The organism is Enterobacter sp. JJBC (genome assembly GCF_036936505.1).
Lineage (GTDB): Bacteria > Pseudomonadota > Gammaproteobacteria > Enterobacterales > Enterobacteriaceae > Enterobacter > Enterobacter hormaechei_C.
This window is the reverse complement of record NZ_CP136935.1, coordinates 2,799,097-2,820,047: the sequence shown is the minus strand read 5'-3', so window position 1 is coordinate 2,820,047 and position 20,951 is coordinate 2,799,097. Positions and strand designations below refer to the sequence as shown.

Here is a 20,951-nt window from a genome sequence, read left to right as displayed (position 1 = left end):
GGACGGTTTTATTCAGCCCCATGCTTTCCTGTTTGCCATATAAGGGCTTTTTCGAAAGCAATATTGTTCATCCACGAAGAGTAGATATTATGGCTATTGATATGTTTCTGAAGGTCGAGGGTGTTACGGGCGAATCTAAAGATTCTAACCACACCGGCTGGACTGATATTACCTCCTTCTCCTGGGGCGCGTCCCAGCCAGGTAATATGAGCGTTGGCGGTGGCGGCGGTGCCGGTAAAGTGAACTTTAACGATCTGCACGTTAACGCTCTGATCGACAAATCCACTACAGCAATCCTGAAACACTGCGCAAGCGGTAAACACCTGACCAAAGTTGAACTGTCCGTCTGCAAGGCGGGTGGTCAGCAGGTTGAATATACCCGCATCACCCTGGAAGACGTTCTCGTGACTTCCGTTCAGTACACCGGTGCCGACAACGGCGATACCGTTGGCGTGACCTATGCATTCCAGGCTGCGAAAGTGAAACAGCAGTACTGGGAGCAGACCACTGCCGGTGGTAAAGGTGCTGAAAGCAGCGCTGGCTGGAACATCAAAGAGAACAAAGAAGCGTAATTGTTCATCCATGACCGGGGAACCTCCCCGGTCATGATGATTGATTCCAAATATGTTGCAGATGAATGATGATTAGAGAGTTAAGCGTAATATTAATCGCATTAGCCTGTAGTGCTTGCATTTCACCACCTGCACAGTATAAGAAACTTTCTGTTACGTTAAAAAAACAAAATCCCTTGTTTTGATATCAGACTGGATGCAAATTTTAATGGGCCTGTATCAGTTTTCGCACCATCTGTAATGAAACGCGTTGGTAATCAATGGAAAACTATTAATTCTCATGACCAACTTCCAGCAATGCATATCTGATTACAGAGGAGTGTATTCGTCTGAATGAGGTTGACTGGCGCAAAAGTGAGTATGATGTTGTATTGAAGATTGTCAATGAAAAAACTGCTATTCAATATGCTGCACGGTTAATATTAAAGAAAGGTATAAGTTGCGAGTTACTTTTAACGGCAAGTGAATGATATAATTTTCAAACCTCGGTGTTTTCGAGAGTGCATCGGCGTTTGAATGTTTATTTAATTATAAAATAATTAACCAATTCACCACTGCAAACTCTGGACAACTATGTGTGTTGATTAAAGGGTTTAAATATGACACATCGTTCAACCGTTAGCCCGGGCTACTGTGTGGTCCAACATCCTGGAACTTTAGATTATCAAGCTCGATTATTGTTTAATAATGTAAATAGCGAAGCCGCTAGATACTTTATGCAAATAAACAATGACACACCTTGGTTAAAACCAGGGCGGTTACTCATCGTGGCTGACCCAGACAACACGAATCAGTCATCGCAACTGAATATTCTTTCCAGGGCAAAACAGAAAATTAACCATGCGCTGGCATCATTAAACACATCGGTTGCAGAGTATCTCCACGCTAATTATGACAATATTTCCGCATTGACTTCCTTAGGTGATAAACTAGCTGGGAATGCTGGTGATTTAGGTGAGAAATATTTCAGGCAAATTGAAAATATACTCATTAAAATTGAGAGGACTTATCAGAATCAGTTTATATCCCAAGGTTCTTTAATTGGTCAGCAGTTTTATATGGAAAGAAGGGTGTTATTCTCTCAGCTAAAACCTTTATTAAATAACCTAAGCAAGCTAACACTTAAGATTCAAACCTACGAAAATATTAAAAAAGCATTGAACTTATCAAGCCGCTCTATCGTCCATGAATGGAGTACGGTTGGTGTCGGCGCGATCCCTGGATATTCAGATTATATTGTACGCTCTTCTCGCGCGGCTAGTATTATGAAAGCAGGGGGCTGGATCTCACTAGGTTTCTCTTTTTTGAATACTTCTAATGATGTTTATAAAGCCTGTACTGTCGATCGTGAAGATGAATGTGGAAAAGTTGCTGTTACTGAATATAGTAAGTTTGGTGGAGGTACGCTTGGTGCTGCGGGAGGAGCCTGGGCTGCGTCTTTAGGTACTGGCGCTCTTTGCGGTGCAATGGGAATACCTACGATGGGTACTGGTGCCCTTGTGTGTGGAATTGTTGTAGGACTAGGCGCTACTTCTGCGGGAGCCTGGATGGGTACTAAAGGAGGGGCTGAATTGGGTGAAGGGATTAGTAACTTGATTTTTTCTGGGGACGAATAAATGTATGGAGATTTGCGTTTAATATTGCTTTTATTGGTTTTTTTAGGACTGTTTGCTTCTTTGTGTTTTTATTTTTATTTTTATCGTAAATATTCCCTGGAGCTATCAAAATCATTTCATATTTTGAGTGATAAGCAATATTTAGATGTAAACGATTATCTTTTTTATGAACAACTTGGTCTTCCCGGATTTGCGCATCGTGTGTTCCTTATGAAAAGGATTTTGGCTGGAAAAGCCACAAAGCAAAATAGCAAAAAAAATCTCCCTCCGGAGGCAGAGGCATTAGTATCATCGATATACGATTTCTCATGGATAAAAATGTTTTACAGGATGACACTTTTTGTTGTCTTTTTGATGCTTCTATTGTTCTTATTGATTGCTACAGGACCCTAAAAGCATGTCATCTTTATGCCTGGCAAATATAACGTTATTGTTTCTTGTGCTTTTATTTATTAACGTTGTAATCATGGATGTTTACAGTTCTCGGTTTTTTAAAAAACACGAGTCAGATTATAAGTGGCTCCTCTCTGAATATCGCCAAAAAGGCTATGATATCGACCTGATAACAAATTATGCATCGTTTTTTAGTTCACTGGCGAATTATCATAAAATAATCTGGTTTGTTCGTCTTCGCAAAGGCGTGAGGATGAAATTTACCAAAGACAGAAATGTTCAGGATGATGCCTATAAATTCGTTCAGGCTTTACCGGAAGAGAGAATCGGCTGGATATTAAAACTACATCGACGCTATAAAGTTCAGGCCTTACTTTTTACGCTATGGCTGCTTATCGGCATTATTTTCCTGAATGTAGTCAAATAGCTTTAATCAGCCCTTAATCCCCAAACCCCGCCGTTTTCACCCCCGAGAGCGGCAGCGTTTGAGCGCTAATCATACCAGCAGGAATACGCCATGCGATTCACGATTATTTCTACGAAACCCGGTCATCAGCCGCCGCAAAGCAGCTGTGATTTTTATGCCCCGGGCGGCACCATTGGGCGCGGTACGGATAACAATCTGGTGCTGCCGGACAATGACCGCACTATCTCGCGTTTGCAGGCCATCGTTCACGTCGACGCCAGTGGCGAATGCCGCGTCACGAACCGCGGCAGCGTTACCCGCGTGGTACTGAATGATATCCCGCTGGAGCGTGGGCGTCAGGTTGAGCTTCAGGATGGGGATATTCTCGGTATTGATGATTATCGCATTGAAGTCAGCGAACTCATTCATGACACCCAGCCCGTAAGCCGCATGGCGGCCAGCATGCAGCAGGCGCGCCCAGCGGCGACACCTGCTCCGGCGCCACAACCGAAACCGGCCAGCGCCGCGCCTCGCGGAAAAGCTGAACCTACGGCCGTGCCGTCGGAAATCTGGGACAGCCTGATGCAGGAGTTTTCCATCTCCGACAGCATCTCCAGCAACCGGGCAAAACCACAGCCCGCGGCATCCCACGATCCGTTCTCTCAGCCTGCGGCCCCGGAGCGGAATGCCGAAGATCCGCTGGCAATGTTTAACGACGCCGAACCGTCGCTTGAACGTAAAAACGTTGACCCGGACACGCTGTTCAGCGATGAAGCGTTGTTTAAAAAAGAGAGCATCTTTGACGATGTCACCCCTTCAACGCTGGTACAGCCGGACGAAAGCAAACCTGCCCAGCCAAAGGAAGAGGCGTCGGACGAACTCGATCCGTTAGCCCTGTTTGGCGGGTCGGCGAGCGCACCTGCCGCGCGTCACGATGACCCTCTCGGCCTGATGGGCGGCGCGCCGTTAACCCATCCGGATGAAATCGTGGCCGATAAGCCGGAGCCAAAGCCTGAAGCGCAAGCCGCACAGGAAGAGGATGCGCTGGCCAGCTCACCGCTGTTCGATCCGGAACCGACTGAACCACAGGATGCGCCGCGCGCGGAAGAAGAGCCCGCGCGTCCCGATTACGCTGGCTTCACCATGCCAACGCCGCAGGCCGTGGCGCGCAGCAACGCGCAGGCGCCTAAAGGCCGCCTGCGTATCGACCCGGTTAAAAACGCTGCTTCGCCTGCTGCCTCCGCGCAGACCGGCGAGCGGGGCGAGGTGCTTCAGGGCGAACTGCTGGAGGCGCTGCTGGAGGGCATGGGCCTGAGCGAAATGCAGCCGGTACCGCAATTCGACCGGGAAAATATGCGTCAGCTGGGGCAGATCCTGGGCATGTTCTCGCAGGGGACCGTGGCGCTGCTCTCCTCGCGCTCCATCCTCAAGCGTGGGGTGAAAGCCGATATGACCATGGTGCTCGACGATGCGAACAACCCGTTCAAACTGTTGCCGACCGGGAAAACGGTGCTGATCCAGATGTTCGGCACGCCGATGCCGGGCTTTATGCCGCCGACCAAATCGGTGCGTGATGCGCTAATCGATCTCCAGGCGCACCAGCTGGGGATGATCTCCGGTATCCGCGCCATTATCGCCGCCATGCTGCAATCCTTTAATCCGGAACAGCTGGAAGAGCAGGCGAAGCAGAACGGGATGACGTCACGCCTGGCGCTGCCGGGCAGCCGTAAAGCCGCGCTGTGGGATTATTTCGTTCGCAGCTATGGCGAGACGGCGGGCGAGATCGAGGACGACTTCCATACCCTGTTTGGCGAAGCCTTCCTCCATGCCTATGACATGGAGGTCAATCAGTACAAAGACTCACAAAGCGGATCGGAAGAAAAATGAATATCGCAACGGCTTCTCTCTCCCGCCAGGGGACGCGCGCCAGCAACCAGGATCAGACGGGAGAAACCATCGGGGAACGTTCAGCCTGCTTTGTCGTCTGTGACGGCATCGCGGGCCTGCCGGGCGGCGAGGTGGCCGCTGAGCTGGCCCGCAACAGCATTATTTCCCGCTTTGACGGCGACAAGCACCTTAATGCGCAGCATATTCGTGACTACGTCCAAACGGCGAACCGCACCATCCTCAGCGAACAACAGGCCGTGCAGGACTATCGCCGGATGGGCACCACGCTGGTCAGCCTGTTTATCGACAGGGATTACCGTCTGGCTTACTGGGCGCACGCCGGAGACAGCCGCCTGTACCTGTTTCGCCGCGGCTGGCTGTGGCATGTCACCACCGATCACAGCCTCGTCCAGCAGATGAAAGATGCCGGGCATCAGACCGACGATCTCAACAGCAACCTGCTGTATCTGGCGCTGGGTATTGAGAATGGCGGACCGGAAGCGAGCTACAGCGATGTCGTGCAGGTCGAGGACGGTGATGCCTTCCTGCTCTGCACCGACGGTTTCTGGCACGGCGTTAGCGAAGAGCAGATGAAGCAGTCGCTGCACATGGTCAATACGCCACAGGAGTGGCTGACCTTAATGAACCAAATCATTCAAAAGAATGCCGAACAGGAGGGCAATGCTCAGGATAACTATACCGCCGTGGCGGTGTGGATGGGCAACCCTCAGGACACCACTTTGCTGCATACGCTCTCTGACGCAGCACAATTTCTTCCCTGCGGAACTGATTAGACACACAAGGATTGATATGAAACTTTGGCTATCGGGTTTGGCTCTTCTGACGGTGGCGACCACCGCACAGGCTGAAAACTTCCGCATCGTGCAGTCTCCTGCGCAGAAGCTGGATATCTGGATCGACAACATTAAAGACAATACGCCGCAAAGCTGGTGTAAGGCGGACGTGGCGCTGCGTATCGTGGCGAACAGCAAGAAAGAGGTTTCGGTGCTGGAAAACTTCGTGCCGCGCCTTGGCTCGCTGCTGGAGCACCAGTGCAGCAAGCTGAATACCCTGAACTGGACGCTTAACGATCCGGAAGGCACGACGCTTGCCCGGGGCACAGCGGCTAAAGCACAGGACTGGGCGCTGGTGGTGAAACAGCAGGAAACGACGGCGGCAACGACCACCACCTCAGGCGCGCTGCTGCCGCCTGACCAGAATCCGGAGACGCACACCGTGGCGGCAGATCGTACGCCATGGCAGGAGTTCACCCTTCAGGACGGTTGCCACCTGCGCACCTTCTGGGAGGGCGGTTCCTCCGCGCCGGCGCTGTTTATTCCGGATTCCGACACCACCCGCTGCGGCAACGGTAGCTGGCTCAGCGGCCACACCGTGGTGACGCAAAATCGTAACGGGGCGCAGAAAGCGATTCCGGTCACCTACATTCACGGCTTCCCGGTGATGGGACTGAACAACGCGGTCGATCCTGAAAAGGCGCTGATCACCTCCGTCAACAAAGAGCGCATGGTCTTCAGCACCCCGAACAGCGACCAGAGCTGGATGATCCTGCCGTACGACAGCACTCTGAACGGCTGGAAGAGCAACGGCACGGTGGCGGTGGAAATCACCCGTGAGATCGCCAGCGACGACGCCAGACTCCAGGCGCGTATCGCAGAGGTGAAGAAGATCTGGAGCGCATGGGTTGCACCGGGCGCGGAGCTGAACGTTGTTCTGATTGACACGCTGCGTCCGCAGCTGCGCGATCCGGCAGTGGGCGCCTGGCGCGCGGCGAATTAAGGGGGGGGGCTATGAATACGCTTTATCAACGTCTGGCGGGTGAGTCGATTAGCGACGCGCTGCTTCGCCTGGAAGCCGAAATCAAAGCTCGTCCGGCGGATGCCGATCTGCGCGCCGCGTTTGTGCAGTTTCTGATCCTCAGCGGCAACTGGGCGCGCGCCCTGACCCAGCTGAAGAGCTGGCTGGCGCTGATGCCGCAGGCAAAACCAACCGTAACGCTGCTGGAGCAGGCCATTCAGGGTGAACAGCAGCGGGCGCGCGTGTTCGCGGGAGAGGCGCGACCGGCAATGCCCGAGGCGCAGTGGCCGTGGCTGTCGACGTTAGCCCAGGCGCTGACCGAACGCGCCGGGCAAGCGCAAACGCTGCGCCTGGCGGCACTCGAACAGGCCCCGGCAAGCCGCGGGCAGGTCACGCTGGAGAATGAAGAGAGCCACACCTTTGAATGGCTGATGGACGGCGATGCCCGTCTTGGGCCGGTGTGTGAAACCCTGGTCAATGGCCGCTATTTCTGGGTGCCGTTCTGCGCCATCGATGCGATCCGTTTTCAGGCTCCGGCCAGCGTGACCGATCTGGTGTGGCGTCATGCGCTGGTCCGCCTCACGGACGGCACCGAGCAGGTGTGTCAGATCCCGGCGCGTTATCCGTTTGCTGACGGCGCTTCCGATAGCGTTAGACTGGGGCGCACCACCGAGTGGCTCCCGCTCGACGACGACGGTGTCCTGTATGAAGGCATGGGGCAGAAAGCCTGGCTGAGCGAGCAAAGCGAAAGCCCGCTGCTCACCCTGAGCCTGGTGACATTTACCTCGGATGGTGCGAATGAGTAATCCCGCTGGCGAAGGCGATCTGCTGCGCAGCGGCTGGCAGGCCCGCAGCAGGCAGGAGAAAGTGGGGGCGCGGGACAAAATGCAGCCCTCACTGCTGGATCGCCTGACGGATAACGATCCGGAAAAAAAACGCGAGTCCGCCAACAGCAATCTGATTACCCACGCCGCGCTGCGTCGTAACGTCCTGCGGGATTTACAGTGGTTGTTTAATACCATCAACCACGATGCCTCCAGCGATCTGAGCGGGCTGACGCAGGTGAGCCGTTCCGTCGTTAACTTCGGCGTCGCGCCGCTGGCGGGGAAAAGAATGTCTGATATCGAATGGCACGACATTCAGCGCAAGCTCACCGAAGCGATTATTAACTTTGAACCGCGGATCCTGCCCCAGGGGCTTCAGGTTCGCTGCGTGTCCGATACCTCCTCGTTAGATCTGCACAACGTTCTGTCTATCGAAATCAAAGGCCGCCTGTGGTGCGTGCCGTATCCGCTGGAGTTTCTCTTTCGCACCGACGTCGATCTGGAAAACGGCCATTTTGAACTGAAAGATGCGGGGTAATGATGGAAAGCAAACTGCTCGAATATTACAACCGTGAACTGGCCTATCTGCGCGAGATGGGCGCGGAGTTTGCCGAACGCTACCCGAAAGTGGCGGGGCGGCTCGGCATGCGCGGCATCGAAGTGGCGGACCCGTACATTGAGCGCCTGATGGAAGGTTTCGCTTTCCTGACCTCCCGCGTGCAGATGAAAATGGACGCCGAATTCCCGCGCTTTTCACAGCGTATGCTGGAGATGATTGCGCCAAATTATCTGGCGCCTACGCCGTCGATGGCGATCGCTGAAATTCAGCCCGACAGCAGCCGGGGCGACCTGAGCAAAGGCTTTATTGTGCCGCGCGGTACCATGATGGACAGCCTGGCGCTGAAAAAAACCGGCGTTACGTGCAGCTATACCACGGCGCACGAGGTGAACCTGCTGCCTTTAAAAATTGAGCGGATCGAGCTGGGCGGCGTTCCCGCCGATCTGCCGCTGGCCCAGCTCGGCCTGAGTCAGCGGGGGATCAGCAGCGCCTTACGGGTCCGCATTGCCTGCGATGGCCCGCAGCATCTCGGGCACCTGGATTTTGACCGCCTGGAGTTCTTCTTAAGCGGCCCGGACATCGAGGCGCTGAAGCTGCTGGAGCTGGTGATGGAGCACCACGCGGGCATCGTCTGCCAGACGGTCAGCAAGCAGCCCCAGCGCCAGCTGCTGTCGTCTGACGCCCTGCGTCAGGAAGGCTTTGATGCGGACCAGGCCCTGCTCCCGGACGATCTGCGTAACTTTGACGGCTATCGCCTGTTGCAGGAGTACTTCGCGTTCCCGGCGCGTTTTCGTTTCATCAGCCTGAGCGGGCTGGGCAAGTTGATCCAGCGCTGCGAAGACGAAAAAGCGTTTGATATCTTCATTCTGCTCGACAAGAGCGACGATCAGCTGGAGCGCGTGGTGGATGCCAGCCACCTGGCGCTGCACTGCACGCCGGTGATCAACCTGTTCCCGAAAGTGGCGGCCCGGCAGAAGCTGAGCGAAAGCCAGCATGAATACCACCTGGTGGTGGATAACATCCGCCCGCTGGATTATGAAATTTATGCCGTGAAAAAAATCTATGCCAGCGCGGATGGTCAGCGGGACGACCAGACGTTTCGTCCGTTCTGGAGTACCTGGAGCGGAGACGCGGGCAACTACGGCGCCTATTTTTCCCTGCGCCGTGAGCAGCGCGTTCTCTCCGAACACGCGCTGCGCTATGGCACCCGCACGGGCTATATCGGCTCGGAGGTCTTCGTCTCGCTGGTGGATGCGCAGCACGCGCCGTGGCAGGAAAACCTGCGCTATATCTCCGCCGAGGTGCTGTGCACCAGCCGTGACCTGCCGCTGATGCTCCAGCAGGAGCTTGGGCAGTTTATTATGGCCGACTCCATGCCGGTGAAGGCGTTAACCCTGCGTAAAGGCCCGACGCCGCCGCGTCCGGCACTGGCCGAAGGGTTCAGCACCTGGCGGCTCATCAGCCAGCTGCAAATGAACTACCTTAGCCTGATGGACAGCGAAAACGAAGAGGGCGCTGCCGCGCTGCGTCAGCTGTTAGGGCTGTACGCCAACCTCGCCGAGACGCCGGTTGCCCGTCAGGTGGATGGCGTTCGTCACTGCGTGCTGGAGCCGGTGCACCGCCGCGTGCCGGAACCCGGCCCGGTGGTGTTCGCCCGCGGGATCGGCATCACCCTGACGGTGGACGAACGTGCCTTTTCCGGCGCCAGCCCGTGGCTTTTCGGCAGCGTGCTGGAGCGCCTTTTTGCCCGCCTGGTCTCCATCAACAGCTTTACGGAGTTCACGCTCAAGAGCCAGCAGCGCGGCGAAATCGGCTACTGGGCGCCGCGTATGGGTAAAAGGGCGCTGGTATGAGTGAAGTTGCCCCTGCAACGCTGCGCGTGCATCGCCTGACGCCGCTGCCCGATGCGTTCTGGCGCGGAGTGCGCGAGACGCCGTGGCGCTACGATCTGTTCCAGCTGTTAAGACGCATTGATGCCCAGGGCGGCGAGCGTTACCCGCTGGGGCGCGCACCGCTGCCTAAATTTGAGCCGCTGCGTATTGGTCAGAAGCCTTCAATGGGCTTTGCGCCGTCAACGGTTGCTGAGGTCCGGCAGCGGGAAGAGAACGGACTGCATGAGGTTTCCATTCTGAGCTTCGGCCTGTTTGGTCCTAACGGCCCACTGCCGGTGCACATGACTGAGTATGCCCGCGAGCGTATTCATCATCATCAGGATCACAGCCTCAGCGCGTTTGCCGACCTCTTTCACCACCGCCTGACGCTGCTGTTCTACCGCGCCTGGGCGGACGCGCAGCCTGCCGTTTCACTGGATCGCGACGACAACAGGCGCTTCGAAGGGTATCTGGCATCGCTGATTGGCATGGGGCAGCCTGCCCAGATGTCGAAAGGCAGCCTGAGCGCGCATGCCCGCTTTACTCACGCCGGGCACCTGACCCGCCACGGGCGGGACCCGGAAGGGCTGGAGAAAATCCTGCGCAACTATTTCAACGTGCCGGTCAGGCTGGTGGCCAACGTCCCGCAGTGGATGCCGCTCTCAACGCGGGAGCAGGCACAGCTGGGTGAGGGGCGTCGCCTGCCGCGCATGGGAGAGTCCGCTTTTCTCGGCATTGCGGTACGCGACGTGCAGCATAAATTCCGGCTCGAGATTGGCCCGTTGAGCGCAGACGACTACAACCGTTTTCTGCCGGGCGAAGGATGGGTCACCGAGCTGCGCGACTGGGTGCGACAGTACGCCGGGGTGGAATTTGAATGGGAAACACGGGTGATCCTGCGCGCCGATGCGGTGCAGGGCGCCACGCTCGGTAGCGCCGGGCGATTAGGGTACAACACCTGGCTCGGCCTTCAGCCTCAGCCTGTTCCGCGTGGCGATCTGGTGTATCGCGCAGAGCGATAATCCTTCCGTATACCGAATCATTGTTAATGGAAACTAACATGTCAGAAATTAGCCGTGCCGTGCTTTTCGGCAAACTGGATACGCTGTTATTTACCTCTCTGGAAAGCGCGACTGCCTTCTGTAAGCTGCGCGGCAACCCGTACGTTGAGCTGGTGCACTGGCTGCATCAGCTGATGCAGCAGCAGGATGGCGATCTGCAACAGGTCATCCGTCACTTCGCCCTTGATGAACAGCAGCTGACGCGCGATATCGTGGCGGCGCTGGATGCCCTGCCGCGTGGCGCGAGTTCCGTGTCTGATCTTTCCGAGCATATCGACAGCGCCGTCGAGCGCGCCTGGGTCTACGGCTCGCTGAAATTTGGCGTCAGCCGCATCCGCGGCGGCCATTTGCTGATCGGCATATTGAAAACGTGGAATCTGGCTAACGTGCTGAAAAGTATTTCGGCGCAGTTCACCCGTCTTAACGTTGAGGTGCTGGTCGAGCAGTTCGACGCCATTTGCGCCAGCAGCAAAGAGAGCCAGCAGGCCGCCGCCGCTGCGGACGCGCCTGCCGGGGCAGTACCGGCTGCGCAGGGCACGCTGGCGCAGTATGGTCAGGATCTGACGGCGCGCGCCCGGGAAGGCAAGATTGACCCGGTGGTGGGGCGCGATGAAGAGATCCGCCAGATGGTCGATATCCTGATGCGTCGTCGCCAGAACAACCCCTTGCTGACCGGGGAAGCCGGCGTCGGGAAAACCGCAGTGGTGGAAGGGCTGGCGCTGCGTATCGCCGACGGCGACGTGCCGGAGCCGCTGCAAAACGTTCAGCTGTGGCTGCTGGATATCGGCATGCTTCAGGCCGGAGCGGGCATGAAAGGGGAATTTGAGGCGCGCCTCCAGGCGCTGATTAACGAGGTGCAGTCCAGCGCCACGCCAATTATTCTGTTTATCGATGAGATCCACACCCTGATTGGCGCAGGCGGACAGCAGGGCACCGGCGATGCCGCTAACCTGCTCAAGCCAGCCCTGGCGCGCGGGCAACTGCGCACCATCGGCGCGACCACCTGGGCGGAATACAAAAAATACATTGAGAAAGATCCTGCGCTGACCCGCCGCTTCCAGACGGTGCAGGTTCACGAGCCGGATGAAGCGAAAGCCGTACTGATGCTGCGTAGCACCGTGTCGCCGCTGGAAACCCATCATCAGGTTTTACTCCTCGACGAAGCGGTCAGCGCGGCGGTGAAACTGTCGCATCGCTATATCCCTGCGCGTCAGCTACCGGATAAAGCGGTGGCGCTGCTGGATACCGCCTGCGCGCGCGTGGCCGTCAGCCAGAGCGCGCCGCCTGCTCAGCTGGAAGACTGTCTGCGTCACCTGGCGGCCCTGGACGTGGAGCTGGAGATTGCTGAACGCGAAGCGCGCGTGGGGGCGGGCGATCCGGCGCGTGTGGCGACCTTAACCGCCGAACGTGACGCATTCGAAACCCAACGCGAAGCTCTGGCCCGTCGCTGGGAAGAAGAGCGCACGCGGGTGCAGGAGATTATCCGTCTGCGTGCCGCGCTGTTTGCGGCGGGAGATGAGGATACGGCTGAACTGCGCGGCCAGCTGGCAGAACAGCAGCAGGCGCTTAAGATCTTACAGGGTGACGAACCGCTGCTGTTTGCCGCGGTGGATGAAAACGTGGTTGCCGCGGTGGTCTCTGACTGGACCGGGATCCCGCTGGGCCGGATGGTGAAAAACGAGATCGACGCGGTTCTGAACCTTGCCGACACGCTGAACCAGCGTGTTATTGGCCAGCGTCACGGTCTGGATCTGATTGCCCGCCGCGTGAAAACCTCGCGGGCGAAGCTTGATGATCCGAACAAGCCGGTGGGCGTCTTTATGCTGTGCGGTCCGTCCGGCGTCGGTAAAACCGAAACCGCGCTGGCGCTCGCCGAATCCCTGTACGGCGGCGAGCAGAACGTCATCACCATCAACATGAGCGAGTTCCAGGAAGCGCACACCGTCTCCACCTTAAAAGGTGCGCCTCCGGGGTACGTAGGGTATGGTGAAGGCGGGGTATTAACCGAGGCCGTCCGCCGCCGTCCATACAGCGTCGTGCTGCTGGACGAAATTGAGAAAGCGCACCCGGACGTCCACGAGATCTTCTTCCAGGTCTTCGACAAAGGCTGGATGGAAGACGGCGAGGGGCGCCATATTGATTTCCGCAACACCATTATTATTCTGACCTCCAACGTCGGCACCGAGCTGATTAGCGCCATGTGCGCCGATCCGGACCTCATGCCGGAGCCTGAGGCCTTAAGCGGCGCGCTGCGCCAGCCGCTGCTGGAGGTGTTCCCACCGGCGCTGCTGGGCCGTCTGCTGGTGGTGCCGTACTACCCGCTCAGCGACGAGATGCTGGGGCAGATTGTGCGTCTTCAGCTCAGGCGCATTCAGCGTCGTCTGGAAGAGAATCACAACATTATTTCTGAATTTGACGACAGCGTGGTCGAACAGATTGTTCAGCGCTGTACCGAGGTTGAGTCGGGCGGGCGTATGGTGGATGCGATTCTGACCAATACGTTGCTGCCTCAGATGAGCCAGATTTTACTTACCGCCAGCCGCAGCGACCAGCAGTACCGACGTCTGCATGTCACCTGCGAGCAGGGCGAGTTCCACTGTCAGTTTGCCGCGTAATAATCATCAAGAGAACTGTAAAAGATGACGGATAATGATAACAATCGGACTGTCCCAAACGCGCTCCCGGTCGGGTACCGTTTCAATGAGTTTGAGATAAAAGAGGTGATTGGCGGCGGCGGATTCGGCATCGTCTATCGCGCCTGGGATCACCAGCTCGAACGCACTATCGCTATCAAAGAATTTATGCCTTCCTCCCTCGCCGTGCGCGGCGAGGATATGACGCTGGTGCTGCGCAGCGAGCGCTTCGGCAAAGCGTTTTCTGCCGGTCTGAACAGCTTCATCCAGGAAGCCCGCCTGCTGGCGCGCTTTAACCACCCGAACCTGCTGCACGTACTGCGTTTCTGGGTGCAAAACGACACGGCCTATATGGGGACGCTGTTTTACAGCGGTACCACGCTGTCGCGTCTGCGCGAAGAGAAACCGGAGCTGATTAACGAGGCGTGGATCCGCCGCATGCTGCCAATGCTCTTCGGCGCCATCAAAACGATCCACGACGAGGGTTATCTACACCGCGACATCTCGCTGGATAACATTCAGATTCAGGATAACGGCCTGCCGGTGCTGCTCGATTTCGGATCGGCACGCCGCACCATCGGTAATCTCTCGGATGAGACGGAAACCATGCTGCGTCCGGGCTTCGCGCCTATCGAGCAGTATACCGACGACAATGAAAGCGAGCAGGGGCCGTGGACGGATATCTACGCGCTCGGCGCCGTATTGCGCACCCTCATCGTCGGCTCTCCGCCGCCGGTCAGCGTGGTGCGTTCGATTCAGGACACCTGCAAACCACTGGTGGAGCTGATGCCGCAGGGTTATTCCATTCCGCTGCTTCAGGCCATCGACAAGGCGCTGGCGCTGCATATGGAAGACCGTCCGCAATCCATTGAGGAGTTTGCGGCGCTGATCGAGATGCCCGTCGCCGGTATCGACGAGGTGCTGACTGCGAAGAAGACCGGCACGATGCTGGTGCCGGTGGAAGAGGAGGCATCTGCTTCCGCGCTGGACTGGCGACGTTACAAGCTTCCGGGGCTGGTGGCCGCGGGCGTGCTGGTTGGGGTGGTTGCCGGTGCGATGCTGTTCGGCGGCGGCAGTCAGGAAACGCCAGAGCAGACGGCGCAAACCCCTGCCGTGAGCCCTCCGGCTGAGACCTCATCCCAATCGGAAACCAGACCGGCAACGGCAGACGTGAGCGAGCCGGTAGCGCCACCTGCTACGGCGCAGCAGAGTGCGCCGCCTGTCGACGCCAGCCCGGTCGCGCTGGTCTACATCCGCATGCTTGATGGCGAGACGCTGAAGGTGAACGGCGAGTCTAAAGCGCTGCGTCCGGGGAATAACGGTTACGCATCGCTGAAATTGCCTGCGGGCGAGACCCGCATTGAACTGGAAGGCAATGGAAGAACGCGTACCCAGACGCTGGATATTGCGAAGCCAGGCACCTGGCTGGTGAATCCGTAAGCCTGCGGGTAACAGGACGGAGCGAATGTATAACATCAAGTTTGTCTATCTGTTCCACGAGAACGTCTCGCCAGCGCTGTTTGCGAAAATAATCCGCCCGTCCGTTGCCGGACAGTGGATTATGTCGGTTCCCGACCATTCGCTGCGCTCACTCTTCACGCGCTACGATCTGCTGCGCACGATCACCGGTGCGAATCCTTATCAGTCCGGGCGCGATACCCGTACGCTGATCGCGCAGGATTTAGAGATGGGCAGAGTGGTTGCCATTGACGAAAGTTTTCGTGACTGGTCATCAGTAACGGAAATTTTTTATATCAACGCCAAAGGGCAACTCCAGGCTGCCTCGCTGGTCGGCCTGGGCTGGTATCCGGTGAGTACAATTGTTGACCGCTACGAAACTATGGTGAGAACGTACGGATCTCGCCCTGCGCCAACGGTACTGCCAAAACAGGTGGTGAAATCTAAAACGGCACAGGTGCCGGATGAACCTACTCCGGGCAAGGACGGTAAAACCTATGCCGGGCAGCTTCAGAAGATGACCAAAGCAGAACGCTGGCAGGCGCGTAAAGATCTGATCGCGAAGGGGAGCAATAGCCTTTATCCGGATGCCCAGATCGCCGCGAAACGTCTGGCGGCGAATAATATCGCGGTGGAAAAAGCGAAGCTTGCGGAAAATATTTATAAGACCGTGAACCCGCTGGAAACCACACCGGGCGTGCCGGAGGGATGGACGGATATCAGTAATGACGATGCGCTGTTAGGAAAGTTCGGGCTGAACAAATCCATGCTCTTTGACGATGATACGTCCCCCAATTTTCTGGCGCGCGTCTATCAACCGAAGCCGGAAGTGTTTGGTGCAGATATGAACCCCACGCTGGTATTCAGGGGATCGCGCGAGCCTGGCTTCGCCTCTCTGTCTGAGAATGTCTCCTCTCTACTGACCAAAGGGGAACTGGCGCCGGTGGTAAACGGGGCTGACTGGTCGAATAACTTCTCACAGGGCATGGGTATGGCTTCAGATTATTATAAAAAGGCCGTGAGTATCGGTAAGGAGCTGGCAAGGTCAGGCCAGAATATTGATATTGCCGGTCATTCCCTTGGCGGTGGTCTCGCCTCTGCAACCTCTATGGGCAGCGGGAAAGCGGGGTGGACGTTTAACGCCGCCGGCCTCAATGCCGGAACCGTAGAAAAATACGGCGGTAAGATATTAGGCAGTACGGATAATATCCAGGCGTATCGGGTTGAAGGTGAACTGCTGACGAAGATTCAGGAAGTTAACCCCTGGGAAGATCTGAAAACGATGAAAGGGCATGTCCCTTCGTGGATCCTCAAAGAGGAAATCTCTGCGCTGAGCCCTAATGCTGCCGGAATACCCCATGACCTTCCCGGTGGAACCGGAAGTGCGCTGGACCGCCACGGGATTAATCAGGCGATTGATTGCATAGAGCAACAGAAGGATGAGGATATTTCGATAATCGGGAGTCGATTGTGAAAAAAGGGTTGATGGCTTTTGTCGCGTTATGTTTTTTATTCATGATTCAGGGGTGTAAGCAGGATATGGACCTTAATCCACAGGACTACTTCAGCGGTCAGCAGCTTGAACTGGCGAAAGCGATTGAAGAAGGCGATGTCGACGCGGTGAAGACGCTTGCACCAGACAGCGATCTTAATAAACCGGGAAAGCAGGATATGACCCTGCTTTTTTGGGCCATCGGCAACGCGATTAATGATAAAAAGACATCGCCCCATTTAAAGGTGATTACGTTGCTTGTTAAGGCTGGCGCAGATCCGCTCCAGCCTCGACCGCAGGGAAAAAGCAGTCCTGCCGAATTTGCCCTAAAGGGAGACAGTGCGGACTGGATCGACGCGATGCTGGACGGTGGCCTCTCACCCAACGTGAAAGATAAGGTTTTCCACGAACCGATCGTCTTCCAGTCGCTTAAAGCGAAAAATACAGAGACGCTGGAAGCCATGCTCAATCGCGGTGCTGACGTCAACTCAACCAACTCACTGGGTAAAACGCTGGTGTTTGATGCGCTGGATAACCAGGCTTACGATCATGTCTTGTTGCTGCTCGATCGTGGAGCGGATCCGTCAATTAAGGCCAAAAATGGCTGGTCGATGAGCAATGCGCTCGCGGACGCGCTTAATGGACTTGAGCGAGGCAGTGAGCAATACGAGAAATTAAACGAAATAAAAGAGAAGCTCATCCAGAAGGGGGGCGAATGGCCACCCGCGCCGGTTAAGTGATTGCTCAACTGTCATGAACGCCAGAGATAAGGTTTTCGTTTTCTGGGGATGCATGGATGCCCTGGCCGTTGTCTTATATTGTGCCCAGTCCATGCGGCATGACAAGATCCCTTTTATTTCCGATATACACGCCTTCAGTACGGTTGTGAACGCGCTGTCTGCTGGTGGGTATAGCGCTCTGGTTATTCTTTTCTTTATTCTCGATTTTTTGTTGTTGCTCTCTTTTATTGCCTCAGCATGGTGCTTCTTCGCCCGGAATTTATACGCGAGCAGACTGGCACTCTACCAGGAAATACTGCGTCTGGTTGGGTTTCGCTACTCAGTTTCCCTTTTTCCCCTGGTGTTAAGTTTCACGGGCGTGATGAATGTCTGGCTAAATGGATTTTTATTCATTTTGTCAGAGTTTCTGAAAATCTATTCCCTGTGGATTTATAAATATGAAGGGGAAAGGCCCCCGGTTAAAGAGTAAGACGGCCAATAACCAGAACATTCACGTTTAAAAAGCCTTGCGTTAAAAATATTCTCAGCATAAACCATTACGGAATAAAGATTATGCTCAACCGAATTACCGTTCAGCTCCCGGTTGAGGGGCTGCTTTTCTGGAAACTCTCCGGCCGCGAGGCGATGTCCGAGTCGTTCGCGCTGACGCTGACCCTGCTCGGCACGGATGCGCGCATTGACCGCAGCAGGCTGCTCGGTCAGCCGGTCACGGTGACCATCCCCACGCAGAGCCTGCTTACTCCCCGCTTTATCAACGGCAAGGTGACGCGCGTGGCGGTGAGCGCCGTTGAGCTGACGGGCACCCGCTACGCGGTGTACCAGCTGACGGTGGAGCCGGACCTGTGGCCAATGAAGCGCGACCGCAACCTGCGTATCTTCCAGGGCCAGACGGTGCCGCAGATTGTCAAAACCCTGCTGGGTGAGCATCAGGTTAACCTCGAGGACAAACTCACCGGCAGCTACCGGGTGTGGGACTACTGCGTGCAGTATCAGGAGTCGAGCCTGGACTTCATCAGCCGCCTGATGGAGCTGGAGGGAATTGCGTACTACTTCAGCCACGAGGCCGACAAACACACACTGGTGCTCACCGACGCCGCCCCCCAGCACCAGCCTTTCAGCGGCTATGAGGTCATTCCTTACCACCAGACGCCGTCCGGCGGCAGTACGGACGAAGAGGGCATCAGCCAGTGGGCGCTGGAGGACAGCGTGACGCCGGGGATTTACAGCCTCGACGACTATGACTTCCGCAAGCCGAACGCGTGGCTGTTCCAGGCCCAGCAGAACCCGGCGTCACCGAAACCGGGCAGCATCGACGTGTACGACTGGCCGGGGCGCTTTGTGGAGACGGGCCATGCGGAATTCTACGCCCGCATCCGTCAGGAGCGCTGGCAGGTGGAGCATCAGCAGATTCAGGCGACGGCTACCGCTGCGGGCATTGCGCCGGGCCACATTTTTACCCTCACCAACGCGCCGTTCTTCAGCGATAACGGCGAGTATCTGGTGACGGCGGCGGGCTACCATTTCGAGGAGAACCGCTACGCGAGCGGTGAGGGGGAGACCATTCACCGCACCGATTTCAGCGTCATTCCGGCGTCGGTGTCCTACCGTCCGGCGCAGAGCACGGCGTGGCCGCGCACCTACGGCCCGCAGACGGCGAAAGTGGTGGGGCCGCAGGGGGAGAGTATCTGGACGGACAAATATGGCCGCGTGAAGGTGAAGTTCCACTGGGACCGCCTGGCGAAGGGCGATGACACCAGCTCCTGCTGGGTGCGCGTGTCGAGCGCCTGGGCGGGCCAGGGCTACGGCGGGGTGCAAATCCCGCGCGTCGGCGATGAGGTGGTGGTGGACTTTATCAACGGCGACCCGGACCGTCCGATTATCACCGGTCGCGTGTATAACGACGCGAGCATGCCGCCGTGGGCACTGCCGGCTGCGGCGACGCAGATGGGTTTTATGAGCCGCAGTAAGGATGGCCACAAAGATAATGCCAATGCCCTACGATTCGAGGATAAGGCTGGGCAAGAGCAGATCTGGATTCATGCTGAAAAAAACATGGACACCGAGATTGAGAACTGCGAGACACATGACGTAGGGGTAGACCGTAAAAAAATTATCGGCCGGGATGAGCACGTAACGGTTAAGCGTAACCGGGACGTGAACGTGGGGGCGAATTCAACCAGCAACACGGGTAATCAGCACAAATTCAATGTAGGTAAAAACCAAACCGTATTGACTATGGATAAAGAGGGAAATGCTCTGCTGGAAGCGACAACCTCGATTAAGTTAAAGGTGAATGATAACTACATTCTTATCACGCCATCGACAATTGAAATTATCGTTTCCGAAGGGACACTCAAGGCTGAGAGTATTACTGTGGCATCCTTCAAAGGGACGGAGTTGACGAAGTTAGGCGGCGGAATAAATGCCGAGATGAAAGCTAATGATACTCTTCATCTCAATGGTACAAACCTGACAGATATTAAAGGCGCTGTTGTTAAAATTAACAGCTAATATGTAGAAGGATTTTTGAACATGGGACAGCCTGCCGCCAGAGCGACCATAGATGTCAGCGCACATTCGGGGCCAATACAGTCCGGAAGCCCGGACGTCATCATCGGTGGTTTTCCCGCCGCTCGAAAGGGTGATACGTTATCCTGCTCGACGCACGGCAGCGGTATTATTGTGGGGGGCTCCGGTACTGTCTTCGTTAACGGTATGCCACTTGCACGTCAAGGAGACAAGACGAAGTGTGATGTTAGCGGCTCACCGGCACCTGCCATACCGAAAGCAGCAGCACCTCAATATTGGGGGGGCACGCTGGCGAAAAATGCCGGCGAAGATGGGATGATGCACGGCGAACATTTTGATGCTCGTGTTCTGGGTGCGTACGCCAGCCTCGAAGATAAAAACCTCAACGGTGATTTTGATACCGCTTCAGCTGGTTTTGCGTTGGCAGATATTACAATTGGGAATATGAAAAGTAAGGATCTGCTACGGGCAGAAATGCGTAATAAACTCGCCGTCGCCAATGCGACGGGGTCTCTGTATGGTGGCGGCAACGATATTTATGGCTTGAATGCGAATGCCGCTGCGACAGGTGAACAATACGGTGGTTCGGTTGCTGCGGGTAAAGAAGGAACGTTGTATGGTGGAGTATCAGGGGATGTAACTATTGGTACAGCAGAAGCTAAAGCCGTATTAGAAGTTTATACCGGCAATGATGGGAAGTATGGTTTGACTGCTGACGCCGGTGCGGAAGCGAAAGGAGTGAAAGGCGAAGTTTCGGGTAACCTTGATATTCTGGGCATCGTTTCCGGAGAAGCAAAAATTGACGGTAGCTTTGGGTCTGCTGGTCTCGCGGGAGGTGGAAGCGCTTTCTGGGACACTAAAGATTATTCCGTTAACGTCAGGGTGACTGGTGGGGCTGCAGGGCTTGTAGGGCTTAAGGGTGATGCAAGTCTGAAAGTGGCATTTAAGCCTATACTGGATTTCTTTGACTATTTGTATGGCGAAGAGGATGAGCCAGCCGTCACCTCTGTTCTGACAGAAAGCGGGGATGGGACAATTATTACCGGGTGTGTTACTGTTTTGATAGGCGATTAAGGGATGTGAGAGGACAATGAA

Annotated in this window: 18 protein-coding genes; all 18 read left to right on the top strand. The window is 56.0% G+C overall.

Features of this window, described 5'->3' with window-relative positions; genetic code table 11:
• The first annotated feature begins 89 nt into the window (after nucleotides 1-89).
• The 18 genes from RY075_RS13635 (at nucleotide 90) to RY075_RS13550 (ending at nucleotide 20,930) form a co-directional block, all read left to right on the top strand.
• A complete protein-coding gene (locus RY075_RS13635; protein ID WP_014884229.1) occupies nucleotides 90-572 on the top strand; it encodes a type VI secretion system tube protein Hcp in 483 nt (160 codons plus the stop codon).
• A 599-nt stretch (nucleotides 573-1,171) separates the two neighbouring features.
• Entirely contained in the window at nucleotides 1,172-2,188 is a 1,017-nt protein-coding gene (locus RY075_RS13630; RefSeq protein WP_338627796.1) for a hypothetical protein, read from the top strand.
• The gene (locus RY075_RS13625) at nucleotides 2,189-2,581 is read left to right on the top strand and encodes a hypothetical protein (protein WP_032628301.1); all 393 of its coding nucleotides are present in this window, start codon (nucleotides 2,189-2,191) and stop codon (nucleotides 2,579-2,581) included.
• Between the two features lie 253 nt (nucleotides 2,582-2,834).
• A complete protein-coding gene (locus RY075_RS13620) occupies nucleotides 2,835-3,008 on the top strand; it encodes a hypothetical protein (protein WP_225648634.1) in 174 nt (57 codons plus the stop codon).
• Between the two features lie 90 nt (nucleotides 3,009-3,098).
• A complete protein-coding gene (gene tagH / locus RY075_RS13615) occupies nucleotides 3,099-4,874 on the top strand; it encodes a type VI secretion system-associated FHA domain protein TagH (RefSeq protein WP_045338158.1) in 1,776 nt (591 codons plus the stop codon).
• The gene (locus tag RY075_RS13610) at nucleotides 4,871-5,668 is read left to right on the top strand and encodes a protein phosphatase 2C domain-containing protein (RefSeq protein ID WP_003859969.1); all 798 of its coding nucleotides are present in this window, start codon (nucleotides 4,871-4,873) and stop codon (nucleotides 5,666-5,668) included. Before tagH ends, RY075_RS13610 begins: the two co-directional genes overlap by 4 nt.
• Before the next feature lie 16 nt (nucleotides 5,669-5,684).
• Complete coding sequence (locus tag RY075_RS13605; protein ID WP_325773827.1) at nucleotides 5,685-6,671, top strand: hypothetical protein; 987 nt, start codon at nucleotides 5,685-5,687, stop codon at nucleotides 6,669-6,671.
• An 11-nt stretch (nucleotides 6,672-6,682) separates the two neighbouring features.
• Complete coding sequence (locus tag RY075_RS13600) at nucleotides 6,683-7,495, top strand: type VI secretion system accessory protein TagJ (RefSeq protein WP_045337518.1); 813 nt, start codon at nucleotides 6,683-6,685, stop codon at nucleotides 7,493-7,495.
• Nucleotides 7,488-8,051 (top strand): type VI secretion system baseplate subunit TssE, encoded by a 564-nt coding sequence (gene tssE / locus RY075_RS13595; RefSeq protein ID WP_015570336.1) that lies wholly within the window; start codon nucleotides 7,488-7,490, stop codon nucleotides 8,049-8,051. The genes RY075_RS13600 and tssE overlap by 8 nt, the downstream gene beginning before the upstream one ends.
• 2 nt (nucleotides 8,052-8,053) lie before the next feature.
• Nucleotides 8,054-9,925, top strand: coding sequence for a type VI secretion system baseplate subunit TssF (gene tssF, locus RY075_RS13590; protein ID WP_032628408.1), 1,872 nt, complete (start codon nucleotides 8,054-8,056; stop codon nucleotides 9,923-9,925).
• The gene (tssG, locus tag RY075_RS13585) at nucleotides 9,922-10,965 is read left to right on the top strand and encodes a type VI secretion system baseplate subunit TssG (protein WP_058659576.1); all 1,044 of its coding nucleotides are present in this window, start codon (nucleotides 9,922-9,924) and stop codon (nucleotides 10,963-10,965) included. Before tssF ends, tssG begins: the two co-directional genes overlap by 4 nt.
• Nucleotides 10,966-11,003: 38 nt before the next feature.
• On the top strand, nucleotides 11,004-13,619 hold the full coding sequence (gene tssH, locus RY075_RS13580; RefSeq protein WP_048208544.1) for a type VI secretion system ATPase TssH: 2,616 nt from the start codon (nucleotides 11,004-11,006) through the stop codon (nucleotides 13,617-13,619).
• Nucleotides 13,620-13,643: 24 nt separating this feature from the next.
• On the top strand, nucleotides 13,644-15,077 hold the full coding sequence (locus RY075_RS13575) for a serine/threonine-protein kinase (protein ID WP_022651404.1): 1,434 nt from the start codon (nucleotides 13,644-13,646) through the stop codon (nucleotides 15,075-15,077).
• A gap of 25 nt (nucleotides 15,078-15,102) precedes the next feature.
• On the top strand, nucleotides 15,103-16,569 hold the full coding sequence (locus RY075_RS13570; protein ID WP_003859977.1) for a hypothetical protein: 1,467 nt from the start codon (nucleotides 15,103-15,105) through the stop codon (nucleotides 16,567-16,569).
• An 11-nt stretch (nucleotides 16,570-16,580) separates the two neighbouring features.
• On the top strand, nucleotides 16,581-17,327 hold the full coding sequence (locus RY075_RS13565) for an ankyrin repeat domain-containing protein (RefSeq protein ID WP_045332151.1): 747 nt from the start codon (nucleotides 16,581-16,583) through the stop codon (nucleotides 17,325-17,327).
• Nucleotides 17,328-17,379: 52 nt separating this feature from the next.
• Entirely contained in the window at nucleotides 17,380-17,796 is a 417-nt protein-coding gene (locus RY075_RS13560) for a hypothetical protein (RefSeq protein WP_226882826.1), read from the top strand.
• Between the two features lie 83 nt (nucleotides 17,797-17,879).
• Nucleotides 17,880-19,838, top strand: coding sequence for a type VI secretion system tip protein TssI/VgrG (tssI, locus tag RY075_RS13555; RefSeq protein ID WP_058659577.1), 1,959 nt, complete (start codon nucleotides 17,880-17,882; stop codon nucleotides 19,836-19,838).
• Between the two features lie 21 nt (nucleotides 19,839-19,859).
• Nucleotides 19,860-20,930 (top strand): PAAR domain-containing protein, encoded by a 1,071-nt coding sequence (locus RY075_RS13550; protein ID WP_023324835.1) that lies wholly within the window; start codon nucleotides 19,860-19,862, stop codon nucleotides 20,928-20,930.
• The last annotated feature ends 21 nt before the right edge of the window (nucleotides 20,931-20,951 follow it).

Excerpts from the sequence above, each read along its gene's own strand:
- RY075_RS13575 (WP_022651404.1), top strand. The coding sequence starts at position 13,644 with ATGACGGATAATGATAACAATCGGACTGTCCCAAACGCGCTCCCGGTC.
- RY075_RS13620 (WP_225648634.1), top strand. The coding sequence starts at position 2,835 with ATGAAATTTACCAAAGACAGAAATGTTCAGGATGATGCCTATAAATTC.
- tssH (WP_048208544.1), top strand. The coding sequence starts at position 11,004 with ATGTCAGAAATTAGCCGTGCCGTGCTTTTCGGCAAACTGGATACGCTG.
- tssE (WP_015570336.1), top strand. The coding sequence starts at position 7,488 with ATGAGTAATCCCGCTGGCGAAGGCGATCTGCTGCGCAGCGGCTGGCAG.
- tssF (WP_032628408.1), top strand. The coding sequence starts at position 8,054 with ATGGAAAGCAAACTGCTCGAATATTACAACCGTGAACTGGCCTATCTG.
- RY075_RS13630 (WP_338627796.1), top strand. The coding sequence starts at position 1,172 with ATGACACATCGTTCAACCGTTAGCCCGGGCTACTGTGTGGTCCAACAT.
- tagH (WP_045338158.1), top strand. The coding sequence starts at position 3,099 with ATGCGATTCACGATTATTTCTACGAAACCCGGTCATCAGCCGCCGCAA.
- RY075_RS13600 (WP_045337518.1), top strand. The coding sequence starts at position 6,683 with ATGAATACGCTTTATCAACGTCTGGCGGGTGAGTCGATTAGCGACGCG.
- RY075_RS13605 (WP_325773827.1), top strand. The coding sequence starts at position 5,685 with ATGAAACTTTGGCTATCGGGTTTGGCTCTTCTGACGGTGGCGACCACC.
- RY075_RS13570 (WP_003859977.1), top strand. The coding sequence starts at position 15,103 with ATGTATAACATCAAGTTTGTCTATCTGTTCCACGAGAACGTCTCGCCA.
- RY075_RS13610 (WP_003859969.1), top strand. The coding sequence starts at position 4,871 with ATGAATATCGCAACGGCTTCTCTCTCCCGCCAGGGGACGCGCGCCAGC.
- RY075_RS13565 (WP_045332151.1), top strand. The coding sequence starts at position 16,581 with ATGGCTTTTGTCGCGTTATGTTTTTTATTCATGATTCAGGGGTGTAAG.
- RY075_RS13625 (WP_032628301.1), top strand. The coding sequence starts at position 2,189 with ATGTATGGAGATTTGCGTTTAATATTGCTTTTATTGGTTTTTTTAGGA.
- RY075_RS13560 (WP_226882826.1), top strand. The coding sequence starts at position 17,380 with ATGGATGCCCTGGCCGTTGTCTTATATTGTGCCCAGTCCATGCGGCAT.
- RY075_RS13550 (WP_023324835.1), top strand. The coding sequence starts at position 19,860 with ATGGGACAGCCTGCCGCCAGAGCGACCATAGATGTCAGCGCACATTCG.
- tssI (WP_058659577.1), top strand. The coding sequence starts at position 17,880 with ATGCTCAACCGAATTACCGTTCAGCTCCCGGTTGAGGGGCTGCTTTTC.
- RY075_RS13635 (WP_014884229.1), top strand. The coding sequence starts at position 90 with ATGGCTATTGATATGTTTCTGAAGGTCGAGGGTGTTACGGGCGAATCT.
- tssG (WP_058659576.1), top strand. The coding sequence starts at position 9,922 with ATGAGTGAAGTTGCCCCTGCAACGCTGCGCGTGCATCGCCTGACGCCG.